21 protein-coding genes and 1 pseudogene are annotated in these 21,688 nt (G+C 66.0%); 7 read left to right on the forward strand and 15 right to left on the reverse strand.

What is annotated here, in order from left to right:
- Positions 1–6: 6 nt before the first annotated feature.
- The gene (locus BXA00_RS28335; protein WP_083714362.1) at positions 7–1,449 is read left to right on the forward strand and encodes a sensor histidine kinase KdpD; all 1,443 of its coding nucleotides are present in this window, start codon (positions 7–9) and stop codon (positions 1,447–1,449) included.
- Positions 1,450–1,495: 46 nt separating this feature from the next.
- Here BXA00_RS28335 and BXA00_RS28340 read toward each other — a convergent pair whose 3' ends face one another.
- The 3 genes from BXA00_RS28340 to BXA00_RS28350 all read right to left on the reverse strand — a co-directional run bounded on the left by BXA00_RS28340 (position 1,496) and on the right by BXA00_RS28350 (position 4,283).
- Positions 1,496–2,215, reverse strand: coding sequence for a response regulator transcription factor (locus BXA00_RS28340; RefSeq protein ID WP_043518814.1), 720 nt, complete (start codon positions 2,213–2,215; stop codon positions 1,496–1,498).
- Positions 2,216–2,424: 209 nt separating this feature from the next.
- Positions 2,425–3,915 (reverse strand): YdiU family protein, encoded by a 1,491-nt coding sequence (locus tag BXA00_RS28345; protein ID WP_076521689.1) that lies wholly within the window; start codon positions 3,913–3,915, stop codon positions 2,425–2,427.
- Positions 3,912–4,283 carry a DUF2069 domain-containing protein gene (locus tag BXA00_RS28350; RefSeq protein WP_076521690.1) on the reverse strand — a complete coding sequence of 124 codons (372 nt, stop codon included), beginning with the start codon at positions 4,281–4,283 and terminating at the stop codon, positions 3,912–3,914. Before BXA00_RS28350 ends, BXA00_RS28345 begins: the two co-directional genes overlap by 4 nt.
- 17 nt (positions 4,284–4,300) lie before the next feature.
- Here BXA00_RS28350 and BXA00_RS28355 point away from each other — a divergent pair, with 17 nt between their 5' ends.
- Positions 4,301–5,617 (forward strand): YihY family inner membrane protein, encoded by a 1,317-nt coding sequence (locus BXA00_RS28355; protein WP_076521691.1) that lies wholly within the window; start codon positions 4,301–4,303, stop codon positions 5,615–5,617.
- Positions 5,618–5,654: 37 nt separating this feature from the next.
- Positions 5,655–6,113, forward strand: a complete 459-nt coding sequence (locus tag BXA00_RS28360; RefSeq protein WP_076521692.1) for a CBS domain-containing protein — start codon at positions 5,655–5,657, stop codon at positions 6,111–6,113.
- A gap of 52 nt (positions 6,114–6,165) precedes the next feature.
- On the opposite strand, the gene dusA is transcribed toward BXA00_RS28360, so the two are convergent.
- Positions 6,166–7,152: a tRNA dihydrouridine(20/20a) synthase DusA gene (gene dusA / locus BXA00_RS28365; RefSeq protein ID WP_231952308.1), complete on the reverse strand. Its 987-nt coding sequence runs from the start codon at positions 7,150–7,152 to the stop codon at positions 6,166–6,168.
- 216 nt (positions 7,153–7,368) lie between these two features.
- On the opposite strand from dusA, the gene BXA00_RS28370 reads away from it, so the two are divergent.
- Together BXA00_RS28370 and BXA00_RS29335 are read left to right on the forward strand one after the other, a co-directional pair.
- Entirely contained in the window at positions 7,369–8,337 is a 969-nt protein-coding gene (locus tag BXA00_RS28370; RefSeq protein WP_076521694.1) for a homoserine kinase, read from the forward strand.
- A 61-nt stretch (positions 8,338–8,398) separates the two neighbouring features.
- Positions 8,399–9,202 carry a BPSS1780 family membrane protein gene (locus BXA00_RS29335; protein WP_076521695.1) on the forward strand — a complete coding sequence of 268 codons (804 nt, stop codon included), beginning with the start codon at positions 8,399–8,401 and terminating at the stop codon, positions 9,200–9,202.
- Positions 9,203–9,208: 6 nt separating this feature from the next.
- Here the strand turns inward: BXA00_RS29335 and BXA00_RS29530 are convergent.
- The 11 genes and pseudogenes from BXA00_RS29530 to BXA00_RS28430 form a co-directional block, all read right to left on the reverse strand.
- Positions 9,209–9,442, reverse strand: a pseudogene (locus BXA00_RS29530) (DUF192 domain-containing protein); the annotation flags it as partial.
- Complete coding sequence (locus BXA00_RS28385; protein ID WP_076521697.1) at positions 9,439–10,311, reverse strand: type II secretion system F family protein; 873 nt, start codon at positions 10,309–10,311, stop codon at positions 9,439–9,441. The pseudogene BXA00_RS29530 and the gene BXA00_RS28385, both read right to left, overlap by 4 nt.
- 12 nt (positions 10,312–10,323) lie before the next feature.
- Complete coding sequence (locus BXA00_RS28390) at positions 10,324–11,169, reverse strand: type II secretion system F family protein (protein WP_076521698.1); 846 nt, start codon at positions 11,167–11,169, stop codon at positions 10,324–10,326.
- Positions 11,166–12,857 carry an ATPase, T2SS/T4P/T4SS family gene (locus BXA00_RS28395; protein WP_076521699.1) on the reverse strand — a complete coding sequence of 564 codons (1,692 nt, stop codon included), beginning with the start codon at positions 12,855–12,857 and terminating at the stop codon, positions 11,166–11,168. Before BXA00_RS28395 ends, BXA00_RS28390 begins: the two co-directional genes overlap by 4 nt.
- Before the next feature lie 4 nt (positions 12,858–12,861).
- Positions 12,862–14,223: a type II and III secretion system protein family protein gene (locus tag BXA00_RS28400; protein WP_076521700.1), complete on the reverse strand. Its 1,362-nt coding sequence runs from the start codon at positions 14,221–14,223 to the stop codon at positions 12,862–12,864.
- On the reverse strand, positions 14,220–14,975 hold the full coding sequence (cpaB, locus tag BXA00_RS28405; RefSeq protein WP_231952167.1) for a Flp pilus assembly protein CpaB: 756 nt from the start codon (positions 14,973–14,975) through the stop codon (positions 14,220–14,222). The genes BXA00_RS28400 and cpaB overlap by 4 nt, the downstream gene beginning before the upstream one ends.
- Positions 14,976–15,019: 44 nt before the next feature.
- Entirely contained in the window at positions 15,020–15,673 is a 654-nt protein-coding gene (locus BXA00_RS28410; protein WP_231952168.1) for a hypothetical protein, read from the reverse strand.
- Between the two features lie 80 nt (positions 15,674–15,753).
- A complete protein-coding gene (locus tag BXA00_RS28415) occupies positions 15,754–16,371 on the reverse strand; it encodes a TadE/TadG family type IV pilus assembly protein (RefSeq protein WP_076521701.1) in 618 nt (205 codons plus the stop codon).
- On the reverse strand, positions 16,368–17,786 hold the full coding sequence (locus tag BXA00_RS28420; RefSeq protein ID WP_076521702.1) for a pilus assembly protein TadG-related protein: 1,419 nt from the start codon (positions 17,784–17,786) through the stop codon (positions 16,368–16,370). Before BXA00_RS28420 ends, BXA00_RS28415 begins: the two co-directional genes overlap by 4 nt.
- On the reverse strand, positions 17,783–18,049 hold the full coding sequence (locus tag BXA00_RS28425; RefSeq protein WP_076521703.1) for a hypothetical protein: 267 nt from the start codon (positions 18,047–18,049) through the stop codon (positions 17,783–17,785). Before BXA00_RS28425 ends, BXA00_RS28420 begins: the two co-directional genes overlap by 4 nt.
- A 330-nt stretch (positions 18,050–18,379) precedes the next feature.
- Entirely contained in the window at positions 18,380–19,873 is a 1,494-nt protein-coding gene (locus tag BXA00_RS28430) for a DUF563 domain-containing protein (RefSeq protein WP_076521704.1), read from the reverse strand.
- A gap of 126 nt (positions 19,874–19,999) precedes the next feature.
- Between BXA00_RS28430 and BXA00_RS28435 the strand changes: the two genes are divergently transcribed.
- Entirely contained in the window at positions 20,000–20,788 is a 789-nt protein-coding gene (locus BXA00_RS28435) for an N-acetyltransferase (RefSeq protein WP_197685554.1), read from the forward strand.
- 370 nt (positions 20,789–21,158) lie between these two features.
- On the forward strand, positions 21,159–21,656 hold the full coding sequence (locus BXA00_RS28440) for a hypothetical protein (RefSeq protein ID WP_156902833.1): 498 nt from the start codon (positions 21,159–21,161) through the stop codon (positions 21,654–21,656).
- The last annotated feature ends 32 nt before the right edge of the window (positions 21,657–21,688 follow it).

Genomic DNA, 21,688 nt, shown 5'->3' on the forward strand with positions numbered 1-21,688 from the left:
CCGGGGATGGGGCTGCTGCTATGCGCCCTTTTCTGGCCGGGCCATGCGCTGGCCTACGGGCTGAATGCCGACTACGTCAGCCTGCAGTCCGGCCTGACCGCTGGCGTCGCGATCGCATGCACACTGGCCTGCGGCGTGGCCTGGGCGCATACCCGCAACGCGTTGTACGCGGCAGGCATGGCCTTCGCGCTGGTGGAAGGCCTGTTCCGATCCCTGCCCGCGCTGATGCCCCCCGGCGCGCTGCAGGCCGCCTCGTATGCGGCCCTGCTCGCCATGACCGCCCCCCTGCTGAAAGGCTCGCGCTGGGCCACGTTGCTGGCCGCCGCGTGCCGATCCATCAGCATCGCGCTGTGCGGCGTGGCGGCGCTGGCGCTGATCTTCGTCTACGAAACCGAATCCGGCGTGCTGCCCGCCGCCATCGCGGGCGTCTGCGCCCTGCTCAGCGTGCCGCTGGCAATCTGGTTTCTGGCAAGCGCGGCAAGGCAACGGTGCGTGCGCGCGATGTTCCTGGCGCTGGCCCTGGCGCTCACGTATGGCGCATCGGCATGGATACTCGGACACGATGCCTGGAACGCCGGCGGCGCCGATGCCGCCGACGCCGGCATCGAGATATTGCGGCTGATGCTGGCTTCGGGCGCACTGCTCTGGCTGGCGCTCAATACCTCCGCCGACCTCGCGCCGGCCCGCCCCGCCGGTGGCGCCACGAACGCCGAGCATCTGGCCCAGGGCGAACTGCGGCTGGCGGAACTGGCCGGCGCGCTCGACACGCAGCGGCAGATGAATGCGCTGATTTCGCACGAATTGCGCGCCCCGTTGGCCACCATCAGCGCCGCGGCCCAATCCCTGGACATGATTCTCTCCGACAGCGGCGAAACCGTGGATACGCGCTTGGCGCGCATCCACCGGTCAGTCGCGCGGATGACGGAGCTGATGGACCAGTTGCTGAACCAGGACCGCCTGGAAGAACACGCCTGGAGCCCGCGCGGCGAACAGACCGACCTGGCCGACCTGGTGCGCGACGTGGTCCACGCCATGCAGCCGGATACGGCGCATGCGCTCGTGGTCGACGCGTACGCCCCGCTGCCCGTCTACTGCGACCGTCCGCTCACCAGCGTGGTCGTGCGCAACCTGATCCACAACGCCATCAAGTATTCGCCCGCCAACGAGCCGGTACGTATCGAAACCGGTCAGACCCGGGTCGGCGACACGCCCATGACGTGGGCGGCCGTCGTCGACCGCGGCGCCGGCATCGAGGAAGAAGAACAGGCCCGCATCTTCGAGCCGCGCTTTCGGCGGTCTGCGCATCGCGAGACCCAGGGCATGGGGATCGGGCTGTATCTGGCCCGGCGCATCTGCCAGAGCCAGGGTGGCACGTTGACGGTGCAAAGCCAGGTGGGCGTGGGCACGCGCTTTGTCGTCACCCTGCCGACCTGCGAACCGCAGGCCTAGGCGCCAATCGGCGTGCGCGGTCCACGGCTCGCGGCCGCGGCCCGCGTCATGCGGCGAACACGTAGCCCTGGCCGCGCACGGACAGCACCGGCAGCTTGAGGCCGGCGCTTTGCGCCTTGGCGCGCAACCGGCTCACCAGCACGTCGATGCGCCGCAATTCAAAACCGCCCGGGCTGTCCGGCAAAAAGAGTTCGGCCAGCGCCTGGCGGCTGACCGCGCTGCCGGCGGCATCCATCAAAGCCACCAGGAACGTCCGTTCCTGCGCGCTCAGGTGCAGCGAAGCGCCGTCCGGGGCGACAAGAATCCAGCCGCCGTCCTGCAGGGACCAGTTCGTGTCCGCCGACGCGCGCGTCTCGGCATCGGCCGGCCGCGGCGCCTTTGCCAGGCGCATCCGGCGCGCGAGGCTGCGTATGACCGAACTGAGTTCAAGCAGGTCCACAGGCTTGGTCATATAGACGTCGGCGCCGCCTTCCAGCCCGCGAACGCGGTCCTCGAGGGCGCTGCGGCCCGTCAACATGACAATGCCCACCGGGCTCAAGGCGCGCAGGCGCGTGGCGACGGAAAAACCGTCCTCGCCGGGAAGATGGGCGTCCAGAATGACGATGTCGCACGGCTGCTCCTGCAACCGGCGATAAAACGCCACTGCATTGTCACAGGCGAACGCCACGCGAAAGCCGTAGCCGCCCAGGCCCAGCGCCAATTCCTCGCGGAAATCGGCATCGTCCTCAAGCAGGCCGATACAAAGCAAACCATCTGCACCAGGCATATTCAGAGCGCTTTACATTGAGATTGTCGACAAATGCCCTGGAGACTCTTGAAAAAAAGGTCCCGGAGCCGGCAATCTTACGACTTTTACAATGGAAACGAATGATTGCAGTGAAAAAAACGGCGATATTTTGCATTTTTCGCGCGTTTTTTTTCGCAAGCCGGGTTTGCCGCCGGATTAATCGTGGCGCGAATATCTCAAAATCGGCTTCAGGAAGAACAGCTCACTTCGATTCCGCTGGCCCAATCCGGCGGCAAACCCGCATACCGTTCATAACCGTCCTGGGCGACATAAGGGTTACGCAGTAGTTTAAGCAGCGTATCGATTTCACCGGGATCCCCCATTTTGGCAGCGCGGATCGCGTTCTCGGCGAGGTGATTGCGCAGGACATAAAGGGGATTGACGCGATTCATGGCGGCGGCGGTTTCGGCCACGGGCCGACCTTGCTGCGCGTGGCGGGCCAGCAGCCGATCCAGCCAGGCGCCAGCCGCGGGGCGATCGATAAACAGATCTTCGAACGCGCTGCGCCGGCCCTGCAATGCATCGGCCAGCCGGCGCCAGGTCAGGGTGAAATCGGCCTGGTTGGCATCCATCAGTTTCAGCAGATCGTCCAGCAGCGCCTCGTCGTCGGGCACCCAGGCCGCCAGTCCCATCTTGGCGCCCATCCTGTCGTGGAAAGCGCGCGTGAAAATGGCTTCGAACTGGTCCAGCACCGCGCGCAAGGCATCGGCGTCCTGCACCAGCATATGCAGACTGCCGCCCAGCCGGTAAAGATTCCAGAGCGCCACGGACGGCTGGCGATTCCAGGAATACCGCCCCTCGGAGTCCGAGTGATTACAGATATGTCCCAACCGAAAACCGTCCATGAAACCGTAGGGACCGTAATCCAGTGTCAGCCCCAGGATGGACATATTGTCGGTATTCATGACGCCATGGCAAAACCCCACGGCCTGCCAATCGGCCATCAGCAGCGCCGTGCGGCGCGTGACTTCCTGCAGCAGATTCACGTAGGGCGCGGTTTCAGAGGGAGTTTCCCCCGCCTGCGCCTCGCGGCACTGCGGGTAGTACCGATCAATCACATAATCGGCCAACGTCTTGAGCAGGTCGGGCTGGCGCCGCGACGACCAGTGCTCGAACGAGCCGAACCTGACGAAGCTGGGCGACATCCGCGTCACGATCGCGGCGGTTTCGACGGTTTCCCGCATGACCGGATCGTCGGACACCACCAGCGCCAGCGCCCGCGTGGTCGGCACCCCCAAACCGTGCATGGCTTCTCCGGCCAGATATTCGCGCACGGAGGAACGCAGCACCGCCCGGCCATCCCCCATCCGGGAATAGGGAGTCATGCCGGAACCCTTGAGCTGCAATTCCCATGCGCCTTCGGGCCCCTCCACCTCTCCCAGCAGGTGCGCGCGTCCATCGCCCAGTTGGCCCGCCCAGACGCCGAATTGGTGACCGCTGTAAACGGCGGCAAGCGTGTCTCCGCCCGGCAACGGACGGCTGCCGGAAAACACCTCCAGGAATTCCGCGGTGGACAGCACCGCGGCATCCAGACCGATCAGGGCGGCCGCCTCATGATTGGCGTGCAACAGCCTGGGGTTGTTCAGCCCTTGGGCTGCCAGCCGGGTATAGAAGGCCTCGGGCAAGGCCGCAAACGAGTTGACGGCATTCAGTTCGGACAGCGATTGGGCATTCTTCATGCGCGTTGACTCCGGGCGGCGCGTTTGGCTGGACGCACATAGAAAATGGCGCTGAGGAAAAAGGTGGTCGACAGCAGTATCTCGCCCCACGCCATCAGGACGGACAGGGGCGCCGGATCGGACATGGCGCGGACCACGCCTTCCATCAGGTAGAGCAGCGACAGCATCGACGCCCATTGATAGGTATAGAGATTGCCGCGCACGATGCCGCGCAACGGGAAGGCCAGCGGCAGGGCCTTGAGCAGCATCCAGGATCCGCCTGGCCGTACGGGCGCCACCACGGTTTCCCAGGCGACGCACAGCACGATCAGGGCAAACAACGACACCGAGGCCAGCAGACGCAAGCGGGGGTTGAGTTCGGGGTTCATGCTGCTATTATCGCCTGATGAATCGCCCCGCCGAGCCCGCCGCCGCTACGCCGGCGGTCACCAAACGATCGACCTCGCGCTTTTCATGGGTCGCGAGGTCCGGACGCGTATTTGTCTTTGTTGTGCAGCGCGCCAACGAAGAGAAATTGCTCCAGGTGGCGTCCAGCCTCACTTTCACCACCGTCCTGGCAATCGTCCCCATGCTGGCGGTGGTGCTGTCGCTGTTCACCGCCTTTCCCGTTTTCCAGGAATTCCGGGTCGCTCTCGAGGACTTCCTCACCACCAGCCTGATGCCCCCGTCCGTCTCGGACAACATCATGGACTACCTGAACCAGTTTGCGCACCAGGCATCGCGCCTGACCGCCATCGGCGGCGCCTTCCTGCTGGTCACGTCGCTGCTGCTGATCATGACGATCGACCAGGCCTTCAATGACATCTGGCGCGTCTCGCGCCAGCGCCCCTTGCCACAGCGGGCGCTCGTGTACTGGGCCATCATCACGCTTGGACCGGTCCTGGCCGGCGGCAGCCTTTGGGCCACCTCGTTCGTGGCCCGCGAATCGCTGGGGCTCATCAAGGACGTGCCTGAGGTGGTCAGCGTGGCCATCTCTTTCATCCCGCTGGTACTCACGGGACTGGGCTTCGCGGCGCTCTTCGTCGTCGTGCCGAACCGCGATGTACTGTGGCGCGACGCGCTCATCGGCGGCAGCGTCACGGCCATCGTGCTGGAAATCATGAAGTCGGCGTTCGCCTTTTACCTGACGCGGTTTCCCACGTACACGGTCATCTACGGCGCCTTTGCGACCCTCCCCATCTTCCTGCTGTGGATCTACCTGTCCTGGCTGGCGGTCCTGCTGGGCGCCACGCTCGCCTCCAGCGCCCCCCTGATCCGGCTGGGACGCTGGCACATCAACCGCTATCCCGGCGCCTCGTTCGTGGACGCGCTGGCCGCCCTGCGCGCGTTGCGCAAGGCACAGCTGTCGACCCCGGGCGGCGTGGCCGCAAACACGCTGGCCTCGCAGCTGCGCCTGCACCAGGACGAGCTCAATGAAGTCCTGGAGACGCTGAGCGCCATGGGCTTGGTGACCCGCAGCCCCGAAGACAACTGGATGCTGACCTGCGACGCCCGCACGACCTCGATGGCGCCGGTCGTGGACCGCTTTCTGATCGACCGCAGCCAGCCCCGCGTGCGCAATGATCCCGACATCCTGCGCGTCGCCTCGTCCGTGATTTCGCCGCAAACCACGCCAACGCTGGAAGAACTCTGCGGAGAAGCGCAAAATACCGACAATGACGTCGCACCCGTGCTGCTGCAACTGGGCGCGAACAAGAAATAGCCAAGCATATGGGCGCAGTCCGCCCCAGGAGATTCCGATGTTGAAGGTCAGTGAGATTTTGCGCGTCAAGGGCGACACGCTCTATACGGCGTCGCCCGACATGCCCGTGGCGCAGGCCGTGCAGACCATGAGCGAGCAGGACATAGGCTCGTTGGTCATCATGGAATTCGGCACCCTGACCGGCATGCTCACGTTCCGCGAGATCATCCGCCACATGCATGCGCATGGCGGGGCCGGCGATACGACCATCCGTTCGATCATGGACGACGCCCCGGTCAGCGTGTCGCCCAACACCAGCGCCGACGAAGTGCAGCGCCTGATGCTGGAAAAACACGCGCGCTACATCCCCGTGATGGACGGTCCCACGCTGATGGGCGTGATTTCCTTCTATGACATGGCGCAGGCGATCGTCGCCGCCCAGCAGTTCGAAAACAACATGCTCAAGGCGTATATCCGCGACTGGCCCGCCGAAAGCGCCGAACCCGCCAAGTCCTGAGCCTGCCAAGTCCTGAGCCCGCGGGCGCCCTCGCTGCGGCCTGCCGCGGGAGTCACATCCCGGCCGGCGCGGCCTCGCGCGCGGCGTCGTGCGCGCCTGAGCCCGGCGCATGGCGTTGGCTGCGCCACGCGTCGTAGATCAGTTCCGGATTGTTCGCGGCCAGCAGGGCCGGGTCCGACAGCATCCGGCGCCAACGGCGCGCGCCCGACTGGCCGTTCACCAAGCCCAGCATCGGACGGGTCATCACCCGCAGCGGCACGCCCTTGGCGACCTGGCGGGCGGCGTATTCCGTCATGGCGTCCACGACCTGCGCGTCGCTGGGCAGCCGCACCGACGGCCACAACTGCAACGACACTTCCGACAGCACGCGCGGCGTGTGCCAGGCGGCGCGTCCCAGCATCACCCCGTCAAAGGTCTGGGCGGCGCTCACGGACTGCCCGGCATCGGCCAGCCCGCCATTGAGCACGAAGGTGCAATCCGGAAAATCACGCTTGAGCTGCGCGACCACGTCATAACGCAGCGGCGGAATCTCGCGGTTGTCCTTGGGCGACAGGCCCTTGAGCACCGCGTTGCGGGCGTGCGCGATGAAGACGCGGCAGCCGGTGTCATAGATCTTGCCCACGAAATCCCGCACGAATTCATAGGATTCGTCGTAGTCCAGTCCCAGACGGTGCTTGACCGTGACGGGAATGTCCACGGCATCCTGCATGGCCTTCATGCAGTCCGCCACCAGCGCCGGCTCGGCCATCAGGCAGGCGCCAAACGCGCCCTTCTGCACGCGCTCGGACGGGCAGCCGCAATTCAGGTTGATTTCGTCATAGCCCCATTGCTTGCCCAGCTTGGCCGAGTGGGCCAGCGCATCGGGCTCGCTGCCGCCCAGTTGCAAGGCCACGGGATGCTCGGCCTCGTCGAACTCCAGGTGGCGCGCGACGTTGCCGTGCAGCAGCGCCCCCGTAGTGATCATTTCGGTGTACAGGCGAGCGCGTGGCGCCAGCAGCCGGTGAAAGTAACGGCAGTGGCGGTCGGTGACGTCGATCATCGGGGCGACGCAAAGCCGCCAGTCGGGGGAGTCCAAGAATCACTCTACAAAACAAGGGGATGCGGTATTTTACGGTGCTTGGCGACATTGTGCCCGGCGGCCGCCATCCAGTCCTTCGGCGGCGGCCCCGGGGCCGTCCTCCATGTGGTCTAAAATTGCGGCGCCGCCGCCGTGCACGCCTGTCCGCGCGTCCGTTAACCTTCACACCGTAGATCCATGGCCGTATTCACCTCTGTATCCGACGACGACGCGCGCGCCCTGCTGGCGCATTTCGATCTGGGCGAGCTCGTCTCGCTTCGAGGCATTACGGCGGGTATCGAGAACACCAACTATTTTCTTTACACGACGCGCGGCGAATACGTGCTGACGCTGTTCGAGGTGCTGACGCATGCCCAACTGCCGTTCTACATCGAGCTGATGTACCACCTGGCGGAACGCGGCATCCCCGTGCCCCAGCCCCAGACATTGCGCGACGGCACCCGGCTGACCACCCTGCACGGCAAGCCCTGCGCCATCGTGTCTCGCCTGCCCGGCGGCTACGAGCCGGCCCCCGGTCCCGCCCACTGCGCGCTGGCCGGCGCCACCCTGGCGCGCGCCCACGTGGCGGCGCAGGACTTTCCGATCCGCCAGCCCAACCTGCGCGGGCTGTCCTGGTGGCTCGAAACCGCCCCCAAGGTCATGCCCTTTCTCAGCCCGGCGCAGGCCGAGCTGCTGACGGCCGAACTGGCCGCGCAGCAGGCCGTTACCTCGACCCCCGCCTGGCAGGCCCTGCAGACGGGACCGGCACACTGCGACCTGTTCCGCGACAACGTCCTTTTCGCCGGCACGTTCGAGGATCCGCTCATGGGCGGCATCATCGACTTCTACTTCGCGGGCTGCGACACCTGGCTTTTCGACGTGGCCGTGAGCGTCAACGACTGGTGCATCGAGCGCGACACCGGCGAATTCGTCCCTGAATTGGTGCAGGCCTGGCTAAAGGCTTACGCCTCCGTGCGCCCATTCACCGACGCCGAGCGGGAAGTTTGGCCGCTGATGCTGCGCGCGGCCGCCCTGCGCTTCTGGCTGTCCCGCCTGTATGACTTCTACCTGCCGCGGCCGGCCCAGACCCTCAAGCCGCACGACCCGCGCCATTTCGAACGAGTGTTGCAAGCACGCCACCGCTCGGCCTTGCCAACCTTGCCGTAACCGCTACGCCCCCCATAATGGGAACAGCGCCCCCCTTGAGAGAACTCCCCTTCAGAGAGCCATGCAAGCAGCATTTCTACCCGCGACGTCCGGCTGGCTTTGGGTCCGCGACGGTTTCCGTCTGTTCCGCAAGCAACCCCTGGCCATGTTCACCTGGGCCATGGCCATCAGCCTGCTGGTCGTCTTTGCGTCCGCTACCCCGCCAGTGGGTCCGATGCTGGTCGTGGCCCTGATGCCCATCATCACCCTGATGACGCTGTCGGCGTGCAAGCACGTAGAGGCCGATCGCGTCATGCTGCCGTCCATGTGGGGCAAACCGCTCAAGCAGCCGGGCGTTTTCCGCAAGCTGTTTCTCATGGGCGCGCTTTATGCGGGGCTGTGCCTGGTGACGGGCCTGCTCATCTTCCTGCCTTTCTCCGACGCCATGATGGAGGGCATACGCATCGCCTCGGTCGAGCAAAGCGTGGAGCCCATCCTGTCGGCCATGGCCTTGCCGCTCATGCTCTTCGCGATCTGCTATGTGGTGATCGCGGCGTTGTTCTGGCATGCGCCCGTGCTGGTGGCCTGGCACGGCCTGCGCCTGACCCAGGCCCTGTTCTTTTCGGGCATCGCGTGCTGGCGCAACAAGCTGCCGTTCCTGGTCTACGGCGCCTGCTGGATCATGGTGTTCCTCTTCATCGACCTGTGCGCCGGGTTACTGGTCGCCATCGGTTTGTCGCCGCAGTTGGCGGGCACCCTGCAGATTCCATTCAACATTGCGGCGGGTGGCGTCCTTTACTGCAGCTTCTATCCGGCGTACACCTCCGTGTTCGGCATCCATAGCGCCGGCACGCATTTCGACAACGGCAACAGCGCGCAGGCATAGCGCTACGCGCCACGGCCCGAGCGCCCGGCGCAGCGCCAACACCTGGCCGCCCCGGCCGATGAACGCCACGTCGATGGCGTAACGCATGCCGAAGGTGTGCACCGCGGCGCACGGCATCAGCAGGATTCCCGTCCGCGGGCCGGGCGCGACGCGCCCCAGCAGTCCCCGCATCCGGCCCTGCCAGCGCCTGACGGCCAGCAGGCGCAGACGCCCTTCTGGCAAGGGTGCCCGCCGGCTCATTGCACGCTTTGCAGCAATTGGACCGCGATGGGAAAGGCCAGCACGATGAACGTGCACGGAAAGATGCAGCCGATCAAAGGCAACAGCATCTTTACCGGCGCCTGCATGGCCAGTTGCTCCGCACGCATATGCCGCTCGCTGCGGCACTGCGCCGCTTGCGCCCGCAAGACCGGCCCCAGGCTGGCTCCCAAGGCTTCCGCCTGCGCCAGCGCCGCCGCCCAGTTGCGCGCAAGCGGGCTGTTGCTCCGGTCGGCAAGCGCCTTGATCGCGGCGATTCTGGACACGCCGGCGCGCATCTCGGCCAATGCATCTCCGAGCGCATCGCGCAATACCCCGGGCGGCCCGCTCTGGGCGGCCAATTGCAGTGCGCCCTGCACGCCCAAACCGGCTTCGACGCAGAGCGTCATCATGTCGAACACGAAAGGCAGGTCCCGTTCGATGGCAAGCCGCCGCTTCGTGCCCAGCCCCTTGAGCCACAGCGCCGGCGCGATTCCGGCTGCCAACCCCGCGGCGCTCACCCCAGGCATCCACACGATGCTCCCGGCAGGCGCCAGCGCCGCGGCGGCGGCCGCCCCCATGCCGCCGGCGGCGATGGCAGCGCTGCCACACAGCGCCACGATGTGCGCGTAGCCGACGCCCGCCGGCAAGGCGGCCTGTTCGATCAGCCGTGTCAGCCGCGACCGCCAGCGCCAGGAGCACAGCGGCCCCGCCAGCGGCGCCACCGCCGCGATCCAGGGCCACGCCGCCCGCCACCACCACGGCATGGCGCGGGCAGCTTCCGGTTCCTGCGCCAACAAGGGTTTCAACAGCACCCAGGCAAGCCAGCCCGTCCCCGCCGCCGCCGCGAACATGCCCAGATAAAGCCACATTCCCGTTCCCCTTCAGATATCGATCCGCATGACGCGCCGGATCAGCAACACGCCTGCGGTCTCCAGCACCGCCACGATCGCCAGCACGCCCCACCCCATGGGCGTGTGCCAGAGCAGCCCCATGATTTCCGGCTCCAGCCGGTCAAGCACCGCCAGCAGCGCCAAGGGCAGCGCGCCCACGATCCAGGCCTGCAGCCGTCCCTGCGAGGTCAGCGCCAGCAATTTGGCCTGCAACTGCAGGCGAGCCCGCAATGTCTGGGCAATGCTTTCGAGGGCCTCCGCCAGGTTGCCGCCCGTCTTGGCAGCGATGCGCATGGCCGCCACGACCAGCGACGTCGAATCGGCGGGCATCCTCGTATGCAGGTTATCGAGCGCGGTATCCCAGGAGACCCCCAGCCGCTGCTCGCGCAGGATCAAGCCGAACTCCTGCGCGAGCGGCGCCCCGCTCTGGTCAACCACATGCCGCAGCCCGGTCGTCAATGCCACGCCGGCGCGCAACGCGGAGGCGAGCATCAGCAGGGCCATGGGCAGTTGCTCCTCGAAGCGCCGGGCGCGCCGACGCCGCAGTCCATCCACGACCATCCGCGGCACGCGCGATGCCAGCACGGCAAACAGCGCCGCCACCAGGCCGCTGCCGGTCGCCGAGAAGGCCACCCCCGCCGCCACCACCCCGCAGCCCACGGCGCCCACCCACAACTGCGCGGGATCGATGAACAGGAACACCTCGCTTAGCCGCACACCCGCTTCCTGGGTGTAGACCTCGCGATATCGCCGAAGCGCGGGCGCGAACCAGCTCTGCGCGCGCCACGCCAGCAGGCCGGCGCACAGCATGGCGGCCGCCGCCGCGAGCCAGATCACGCCAACCCCTGCGAAAAGGCCGAGGAATCGACGGCGAGGGCCCCCTTATCCGAGAACCATCCCGCATCCAGGCTCACGCCCTGCTCCGCCCACTCCCGCGCAAAACTGGGCAGCGCGCCGCACCCCTGAAAGCCCCGCGCGCGGTCATAGCGGAACAATTCCTGCAATTGGATGCGGCCGCTCTCCATGCCGACCACCTCGACGATGGATGTCACGATGCGGCGTCCGTCCGCCAGCCTCGCCTGCTGCACGGCAAGGTCCACGCTGGCGGCGATATGCTCACGGACCGCCGACAAGGGCAGGTCCAGTCCGGCCATGAGTACCATGGCCTCCAGGCGGCCCAGCGCATCGCGCGGCGAATTGGCGTGCAGCGTGGTGAGAGAGCCTTCGTGGCCCGTGTTCATGGCCGTCAGCATGTCGAACGCTTCGGCGCCTCGGCATTCGCCCACGACGATGCGGTCCGGCCGCATGCGCAACGCGTTGCGCACCAGTTCGCGAATGTCGATGCGGCCACGGCCCTCCTGGTTGGCCGGACGCGCCTCGAGCGCCACCAGATTTTCATGGTTCAGACGCAGCTCCGCCGCGTCTTCGATAGTGACCACGCGCTCGGCGTCCGGAATTTCGTTGGACAGGATATTGAGCAAGGTCGTCTTTCCGGCACCGGTGCCGCCCGAGACGACCAGGTTCTTGCGCATCCTTACGCATAGCGCAAGAAACTGCGCCATCTCGTCGCTCAGCGCGCCTAGCGCAATCAGGTCGGGCATCTGCGGCCGCCGCTGCGGGAACTTTCGTATCGTCAGGCTGGCCCCTTTCATGGCCACGGGAGGAATGATGGCGTGCACCCGCGATCCATCGGGCAGCCGCGCATCCACCATCGGCGAGCTTTCGTCGATGCGTCTGCCCAACGGCGTCACGATGCGTTCTATCACCCAGCGCACCGACTGTTCACTGGTGAACACCGCCGGCTCACGCCACAGGCGGCCAGCCCGCTCGACATAGATTTCGTCGTAGCGGTTGACCATGATTTCCGTAATGTCGGGCGCTGCGAGCAGAGGCTCCAGCGGCCCCAGGCCCACGGCTTCATCCAGCACCTCGCGGCACAGGGCGGCCTTGTCGGCCTGCGCCGGCAGATCGGCGTCCGCAGCCACGATCTGGGTGAGCAGACGTTCGGCTTCCGCGCGCAGCATGCTGTCGCTCATGCCCGCCACGTCGCGCCGACGCAGGTCCAGTGCGCCCAGCAAGGCCGCATGCAGGCGGCGGCGGTCGTGCAGCCGGTGCAGCACGGACGGCACGGCCATCGCCGGCGCGACGCTGCCCGCTACCGCCGGCGACCGCGCGACAGCGGGCTCGGCGATGACCGGCGCGCTTCCCGGGGCGCCGGCCGAAGGCACCCCATCCGGCGTCGCGGCCGATACGCGCAGCCGACACGGCCCGATGAGGATCTCGTCGTCGGGCAATACGGGCGAGTGCCGAACCACCCTTGCGCCGTTGACCAGCGTGCCCGCCAGCGTGCCCAGGTCTTCGAGCACAATGGCGTCGTCTTCGCGTAGAAGCCGGGCGTGCTGGCGCCCGACTCTCCAGGTCGGGATGCGCAATGCGCAATGGGCGCCCCTGCCGATCAAGACCGGCACGGGCAGTTCGAGTCGGTGCTCGGCCGCGTCCTCAAAGGTCAGTTCGATCTTGAGCATTGCGTCACTCCGGCAAAGTGGAACTGGGCTGCGGCCAAGATGCAGCCCACTGCGAACCCACACCGGCGTAAGGATCCCAGCCCGGCGCATCGGCGGGCGCCACCGTTCCCAGCCGCGGGGGATCCGGAAACGCGGCCTGGAGCGTCTCGCGCCCGCGCCGCACGCGGTCGGTCATGGCCGGCTCGCCTTGCGACACGATCTTCGGCGTCACGAAGATCGCCAGTTCGGTCTCGCGGCGCTGATAGCGGCTTGAGGAGAACAATGCGCCCAGGATGGGAATGTTCTGCAAGCCCGGCAAGCCACTGACGTCATTTCCCTGCTCGCGCGACAGGAATCCGCCGATGACCAGCGTGTTGCCGGACCGCACGTTGAACTCGGTGGACGCACGCCGGGTACGCAACGCCGGGCCGCCCGGTAGACTCAGCGACGTGTCGATCGAGCTGGCCTCCACTTCGATCAACGACCGGATGACGCCGTTGCGGTCTATCCGAGGCGTGATGTTCAGCGACACGCCGTAAGGCTTGAACAGCGTGGTCGGATTGCCGCGTGCGTCGGTGGACGCATAAGGCACCTCGCCGCCGGCAAGAAAAGTGGCGCTGGCGCCGCTGCGGGCAAGAAGCTGAGGTTGCGCCAGCATGACGGCTTCGCCCGTTTGAGCCAGCGCCGCGATACGCGCAGAGAGCAAGGCGTTTATGCCGAAGTACCCCGCGGCCGCCGACGCTGGCGCCGCCGTCTCGATGATTTGTTCACCCGGACGGGCCATGCGGCCTCGGGACCCCGCGTCCCAGGCCAGCCCCGCATTGACGCCCCCCTGCGTCATGCCGTCCCACCGCACGCCAAACTCCTGCAACCTGGATGTCGGTATTTCGACCACCTGGACATCCAACAGCACCATGCGGTCCCACCCAACCTGCCCGGTGAAGTCCACGACATCCGGATAGCGCTGCGCCAGCGCCGCAATGCGGGAACGGTCGTCATCGGAAAGATCGTCGCCCTCGATCAGGATGCGGCCGCCCACGCTTGAGCTGCGCGCCCCGGGAATACGCGACAACAGGCTCTGCACTTCGTCGCGTAGTCTCGGCGTGCCCGCCGGAACGACACGCAACTCATAGGCCGCGATGCGGTCGCGGCCCGCCCAGACATGCACCGAGGACACGCCTTCGGCGCGCGCGAACACCACGACCTCGCGGCCTTCCGCCGCGACCGCGCTGACCACCTGGCCATTGCCGATTGCCACCCGCCGCACACCGGGATGCGGTAGGACGCGCGTTTCCCCGACCTGCATTTCCAAGGCTTCAGTGGCGGACCACGCGGGCGAGATGGCGAGGCTGAGACCAAGTGCAAGAATGAATCGAATTCGGATCATGGCCGCTCCGTGTCGAAGCTTGCCCGTGCGTCCAGGCGGTCGCCATAGAGAATGGCGACGCCAGGCGCGGGCTTGGGGTCTGGGTCCAGCCCGATGAGCGACGCCAGGTCACTCTGCGTGGAAGGATGGACGGGCGCTGCGTCATCGCGATGACGCAGCATGGCGGTCAGCGCGCCGGCCTGCCGCGCGGCGATGAAGCGCATGGCTTCCTCCGGCGTGGCCGCCAAGGTGATATTGCCCGCTCCGTCGGCATCCGCCACGGGCAGCACGCGCATCCCCTGTAGCACCGCAACCGTGACCTCTCGTTGGCGATGGTTGAAGGTGACATAGATGTCGATCGCGTCGCCGGCCCTCAGCATGCTGCCCAGTCCGCCCAGGTCTGTCGCCGCCACGGTGAGCGCACGCTGGCCGGCCCGAAGCCGCGAGGCCAGCGAGGGAGCCGGCGCGGTGAAGGTCATGAAGCTCCTCAACAACGGCTCGCCATGCGCGACGTCGGCGATGAGCGTGGCGCCGAGCACGCTGCCCAGATCCATGGGATCGACGCTGGTGCCGGGCGCCCAGGGCTGGGGAATCTGGCGTACGGCAAGGTGCACTTCTTGCAGCAACGTGCCTGCCGGCAGGTCATAGGCGGCCACGAGCCGGCTTACGACCGGCGTGCGCGCCTCGGCCTCCAGCGCCTGCACACGCTGCTGTACGTGTTCGCGCACCGCCCACGCCGCGACCAGGCCGGCAAGCAGGGCCAACCCATACACGCCGGTCCGTCTCAGGCGAGCAGCACCGCCAATGATCCAGGCCTTCATGGCGCCCACCCGACGGCGCGCACCCCGCTGCCGCCCTCCACAGGAACCAGCCACAGCTTCATGCGTTCGCGCTCGCGCGTCCACCATTGTCCCGAGCCGCCAGGGCGTACCGCCGGCAGGGCCGCATCCGCCTCGCGCTCCGGCGACCAACCGGCCCGCCGCAGGCCCGCATCGAGCAGGTCGGCCAGTTCTTTGGGTGGCAGCGCATGCTGCCAGATGCGGTCAGATACCTTGACGCCGGCATCCATCGCGGTCACGTCCGACTTGACGCGCATGCCCTCGGGCAGCCACGCGGGCCGAGTGACTGTCGCGGCCGCGCGCACGTTGATCGCCGAAAGGCTGCCCACCGTGCGATCCCCACCCGCCCCTTCCATCTGCACCACCCAGCGCTCAGCGCCGACGTGGCCGGACAGGATGAGTTGGCCGGGGAGCACGTGCAGGTCCGCCAAGGCAGGCTGTTGCGCCGACAGCGTGCGCGCCAGGGCCGAGGGACTTTGGGGCGCGTCGAACACCAGCACGTCCGCCGGCATGCCGTGCAGCCACAGGCGATCCGCCAGGCGTTCGCGCAGCGCCCCCGCGGGAAAACGCAGGTCCTCGACACGCGTGACCCCAGCCGACGCGTGCACGCCCTGCGGCGATAATCCCAACACGCCGCAAAGCACGACGCCGGACGTGCGCGCGGCGATGCGCCCCTGCCTGCCGCATGGCGTCCGTACAGATCGGACTTTTTTCATCTGCCTTCCTCCGAGCGCTTGGCCAGCCGGTCGGCGGGCACCACATCCCCCCACGCGGACAACCAGTCCAGCGATAGCGACGGGCGCCCCCATGGACGATCCGCCCGGTCCACATAGCCTTGCATCCGCCCGGCCTCGGACGTCGAGGTCCGGCTCGCCTGCAACCAGCCGGTAGTCGACCCTGCGACACGGCGTTGCGCATCGGCGTCCCCGTGCGCATGGCCCGCCCCGCTCGCCACGCTGATGTGGCGAACGATCGGCAAGCCAAACGTGGCGTCCCCCGGGCGCGGCCGGGACTGGGTTTCCGCGGACAGCATCTTCATGCCGTGGCCGAACCACTCGTCCTGCAGCGTGGCGGCACGGGGCGAGGCAACGCCGGCCAAGACCTGGGCGCCGCGGGCGACGTCCATCCCGTCCGGCGCGCGCCACAGCGCTGCCGGCTGCCCCCGTGCCGCTGTCATGACGGCCTGGCGACTGGCCTGGGTCGCGCGCTGGGCGGAGAACTGCAGCGCGCCGATGCCCGACACCGCCCACAGCAAACCCGCCATAAGGGGCAGCATCAGCAACGCCTCGATCACCGCCTGCCCGTCTTGGGGGGTCCGTATCTTCATCATGGAGCGCTCCTGGCCAGCAGGGCTTCCTGCGGCGTGACCGGAGACAGGCGAGCCTGCCAATAGGGCCGAAAAAGCGTGGCGAGCTCTTGCCGGCCGTCGGCGCGCCGCTCCGGACGCGTGAAGTACGTTTCGGCCGCGCTGCTTACCGTGACCGCGCCTGTCCGACCCAGCGCGGCGTAGTGAAAACGTCCCTTCGGCGCGGTCACGGCACTGGCCGCATCGGAGGTCTTCAGCACCGCGGAGTCCAGGCTGACCGCCACTGCGAAGCGCAATGGATCGGCGATGCGCGCCGCGGCGACTTCGCGATAGGCAGGCAAGCCGCCTGCCGGCCACCGCTGCGCCGACGCCATCGCGTACGAATTCGCCATCGGATTGGTGGCGCCACCAAAAATGTCCCACGACGTGGATTGCTCCACCCACCGCCAGAAATCCTCTTGCGAGAAATCCGCGGGGGCATCGTCGACGTATTCCACATCGTTCGGCACGCCACTTTTTTCTCCCTGCACCGTTCCCCACCCCATCGCGTACTCGCGGAAGTAGCAACCGACCCAGCGATTCGAGCGCAAGGCGTGATAGGACTGCGTGTCCAGAGCGCCCCACCGGCCATCCGGTCCAAGCCAGGTCGACCCGCGCCGCCGCAGCTCGTGGCGATGCAGGGGACACCGTGGATTGACCATCCAGGGATTGCGACGGGTCTGGCTGCGGCTGTCCAGGAAACCGTATCGCGCCGCCGCGCCTTCGGTGGCGGGCCTCAGGCCCGCGTTGCGCGTTGCCGCGTTGCGTTCCGTGTAGCGTGGCCACGCGTCTGCCAGCAGACGCAGCGTGAGGGGGGACGCTGGCGCCGCTGCGTCCCGGGTGATGCCCGGATGCGCCGGATAATTGGCGGCGAGCACCTTGCGCATCACGCGCTCCCGGGCTGCGGAGAAATCCGCGACGATCTCGCGGGCGGCCATTTCCAGGACCTGATGCACGACGCGGTCGTGCTGCGCGAAAGCGCGGGCCAGCCGGCTTTCTGCGTCCGCCGGCGCTTGCGCCGTCAGATAGGCAGCTCCCACGTCGGGGCCGAAGAGCATCGTAATGAGGCTGCCCGGCGGGTTGCCGCGGCGGCGTTGCGTCTGCAGCGCATGGAGATACTGCGCCGACGCCCCCAACGTGACCAGATGCGCCATGGCGACCTGATGCGCGATGTGGCTACGGTTCACATAGGCGATGGCATTGAGGGCGCGGGCCTGCGCCAGCGCACCGCTGTAGGCCGCGGCGTCCGCCGCATGGGTCAGGCGGGTGCGCGCTTCCACGGTCTGGCCCAGGTTGTACAGGACGACGAGAGACGCCGCCCCCACCACGGCGACCAGCATGCCCAGGACCAGGGCCTGGCCTCGCTGGGCGTCGGCAAGCGTGAGCGAAGGCGCGCTCAATTTGCGCTCTCGGCGTTGCCGGTGAAGGACTTGAGCGATCGCGCCTTGGTCTGCGCCGCGGCCTTCTGAGCCGCCTGCTGGGCGGATCGGGATTGCGAGCTGCCGTCCTCGCCGGCGAGCTCGCGCGCCATCGCCGCGGTCTGCGATCGCACGACTTGCCCGAAGTACTGGTAGACCGCGATCGCCGCGACCGCGACCAGGGCCACGACCACGATGTACTCGGTCATGCCCTGCCCCAATTGACGCTTCCGATACCCCGACATGTCTGCTCTCCCGTGCAGTGAACGTGGAGCACAGTGTCGCCAGCGGGCGATGAGCCAACAATTCGTGGATGCCGAGGCGGACAAATTCGCCCCGGCGCATTGACTGGACGCCGCCTTGGTGGGAGACGCGCGCGTCCGGGGTGCGCAATCCAACCCCGTTTATTGCAAGGGTTTCCCCTATTGCCGGCCTCTCAACCCAGCAGTAGATTGGAATTGCCGGGCTGTCTGACACCCATCGCGTGCGAAGCCGGGCAGGAGCGCCTCAGACTCATCTTGAGCTGGGGCGCTCTTCCATTTGGACTCCGCGTTTTATCGCCAAGGGCGCCTGGGCTATTGCCGCCCGAGCATGTGGCGCACTGCGCCCTCCAGGTCGTCTTTGGAAATGCCGAAGGATTCCTGCAGCAGATTGACGTCGCGGTTGGTATCTTCGGCGCCGGGCGAATATCGCGGATGCTGCCCGGCAATCAGCATGTACTCGCAGCCGGCAAACTGCGCCAGGCTCGCCTGCATGGAATATCTTTTTCCGAAAGGCGATACGAAGCAGATCACCTTGCACCGCGGATCGCAAAACACGAGGTTGGAAAACGCCGCGCCGACCGCGCCCACCAGCACGGCCGCCGAAGCAAAGAGGCGCACCTGTTCAATGAACGACATGCCCGCCGTGTCCACGACTTCGAATTCCAGGCCGCGCAAGACGGCTTCCACTTCCTCGCCGTTCGTCACATTGCGTCCTTGCCGCCGCGCCACATAAATGCGACGCGTCGGCGGAGCGGCGTCCACCGGGATGCCCGCCGCCGCCCAGGCGCGCTCGCGCAGGAACTTGAGGGAATCGACATTGACCGCAGACCCTTTCCAGAACGGCATATCGATGGAATCCGGGTGGTACGTCGGAATCGAAGGGATATGCAGCGTGTCCACATGCAGTAATGTGGCCTTTCGCACTTTGTGGATCGGCCAGTCCCCAGCGATCACAGCCAGCGATTCGAACTCCTGCGGGTACATGTCCGCATCGACCAGCAGGGGCGGACGGACTTTGTCCAGTTGCGTCATGGCGAGTTGAACGCGCGGGAGATACTCGATCAGCCAATGGAAATAGTTCGGACTGCAACGCCCGCTCAGCAGTATGCCCGCCTCCAGATTTTCAACATGGTCATAGCGAAACCAGGCGACGACACGATTGCGGCTTTTTCCCACGACGTGCAGAAACGGCCAGATACCGGCCACGAAGCCTTTGCGCAGGTCTGCCGCGGGTTCGTATTGCACAAGCCAGTCGTTCTTCAGGACCTGGAACCCGCCGATCACAGAGGCCTGCCGCACCGTCGCGATCCAGGACTCCGGGACGTCAACCACGCGATGGATCTCGCGCCCGATCTCTCCATAGACCGGCGGCTCAATGAAACCAAAGCTTGCCGGGCCAGGCAGACGACGCATTTCACCCGCGTCCTGGACCCGCACGCGCCGCAGCACCTTGCAGACCAGGGAATCCGGCGGGACGTCGATCAATATCTCCCGGATCATCTTATGCAGCTTCGTTGCCGACGCGGTCCTCGCCAGGTAGAACAGGCCGTCACGCGTCAGATCTGGCATTTCGGGATCGTAGAGCTTGCGGCGCTCGGGCTTGACGCGCAGCAAGCGGTACTGTTGCCTTCGCCACCACCACATGCGAAACCGATTGGGCAGCCGTCCCTCGGCCAGGCCGAACCGGTGAAAGTGCTCCGCCGCACTCATACCCGATGCGGCAACGTCCGGGTATTCCCGAAAATAAAACTTCTCATCCACGAAATTGAGGGCGTTGACGACGCAGCGGCGGAGAAATTGCTCCATATTTCGCATGGCTTTATGGCAAAAGAATGACAATCAATATACGCTAAAGCCTCGCCCATTCCACGCTAGGGCGCGCGACATATCGCTGCCCCCTGACGAATAGTCGCTCGCGACTGGAGGTAGGATATGGAAGTCGCCACGCTGGCCCCCACTGAAACTTTTGCTTTATCACAACAACTTATGGCCATGAGCAAAATACATCCCACCGCGATTGTTTCCAATAATGCTGTCATTGGGGAGAACGTCGTCATCGGACCTTACGCCGTGATCGGCGACGTGACTATCGGTGAGGGCTCCATCATCCACCCGCATGTCGTGATGGCCGACGGCGTCCACCTCGGGCGCAACGTCGAAGTCTTCCCGGGCGCTTTCATCGGCAAAGAGCCTAAAGGCGCCGGCGCGATCGCCCGCCAGCCGCAATTCGAACGAAAAATCGTGATCGAGGACGAATGCTCGATCGGGCCGCATGTCGTCATCTTCTACGACGTCACCATTGGCTCGAACACTTTGCTGGGCGACGGCGCGTCCGTGCGCGAAAAATGTTCGATCGGCAGCCGTTGCATCATCAGCCGCTACGTGACCATCAATTACGACACGTCCATCGGCGACCGCACCAAGATCATGGACAACACCCACATCACGGGGAACGCCCGGATCGCCGAAGACGTCTTCATCAGCACCATGGTCGGCACCGCAAACGACAACCTGATCCGGGCGGGCTTCGGCGACCACATCACGGGCCCCGTTGTCGAAGCGGGCGCATTCGTCGGCGCGGGAGCCACGCTCCTTCCCGGCGTGCGCATCGGCAGCAAGGCCACCGTCGCGTCCGGCGCCGTGGTCACCAAGCCCGTGGAAGCGTCAACGACCGTCGCCGGCGTGCCGGCCCGTCCCATGAAGCGGGCGGCCGAAGAATGATGCAGGGGAGGTTCCAGGAACCTCCCCTTATTTTCTTTGCCGCCAAAAGAAAAACGCGGGTTGCGTGAAAACACGCAACCCGCGTCTATGCTTGGTAGGCCCCCCGAGAGTCGAACTCGGCACCAACGGATTATGAGTCAATGGGCGCAAAGGGAGAACCACCCTAACGCGTTGATTTTTAAGAACTTCCGTCTCGCGCCCAGAGCGTCCATTACGCGCTTTTGCGAGCGTTTTGCCAAGAAATCCCCCAACGGACATTGCTGTACGTATATACAGCCCTGTCCTACTTCATCCGCCTATTCGAGCGCCCCGGAGGCTGCTGGACCTGTACCCATTGGCACGGCAAGAAGGCATGCCTTACGCTTGGGTGATGAACGCACTCAATACCTATCAGCACTCCCTACTCAGCGAGCTTATTGCTCGCCACATTCCGTTCCTAGTCGTGGGCGGATGGGCCGTTTACCTCCACGGCATCCCCGAAAGGGTCGTCCCAGATTTGGATATTTGGATTTCGCCCAAGCAGCTGGATCCGGGAGAGATGACCGAGGCTCTTGTAGCTTGCAACGTTCCCGAGGATAAAGCGCGGGCCTTTTGCCGTCGGCTCCAGGATGAAGGTGATGAGCGGCCCAAGGGTTGCATGAAGCCACCATTTTCGATCGACATCATTGTTAGGGATTTGGAGGGCGCGAAATTTTCCCTGGCAATATCTCGTCAAGCGTCTTTCAAAGTGCAGGGGCTAACCCTTCCCGTGATCGGCTTTGACGACTTGCTAGCCGTGAAGTCAGCTACCGAGGGGGCCAAACACCAGAACGACGCGCAAGCTCTTAGAACACTACGCGCGACAGATCAATCGTCAGACGCAATGTGATGCCCCTATACTGATCGTCCTCGACGGGAGGG

Origin of the sequence: Achromobacter sp. MFA1 R4 (genome assembly GCF_900156745.1) — a bacterium.
Lineage (GTDB): Bacteria > Pseudomonadota > Gammaproteobacteria > Burkholderiales > Burkholderiaceae_B > Achromobacter.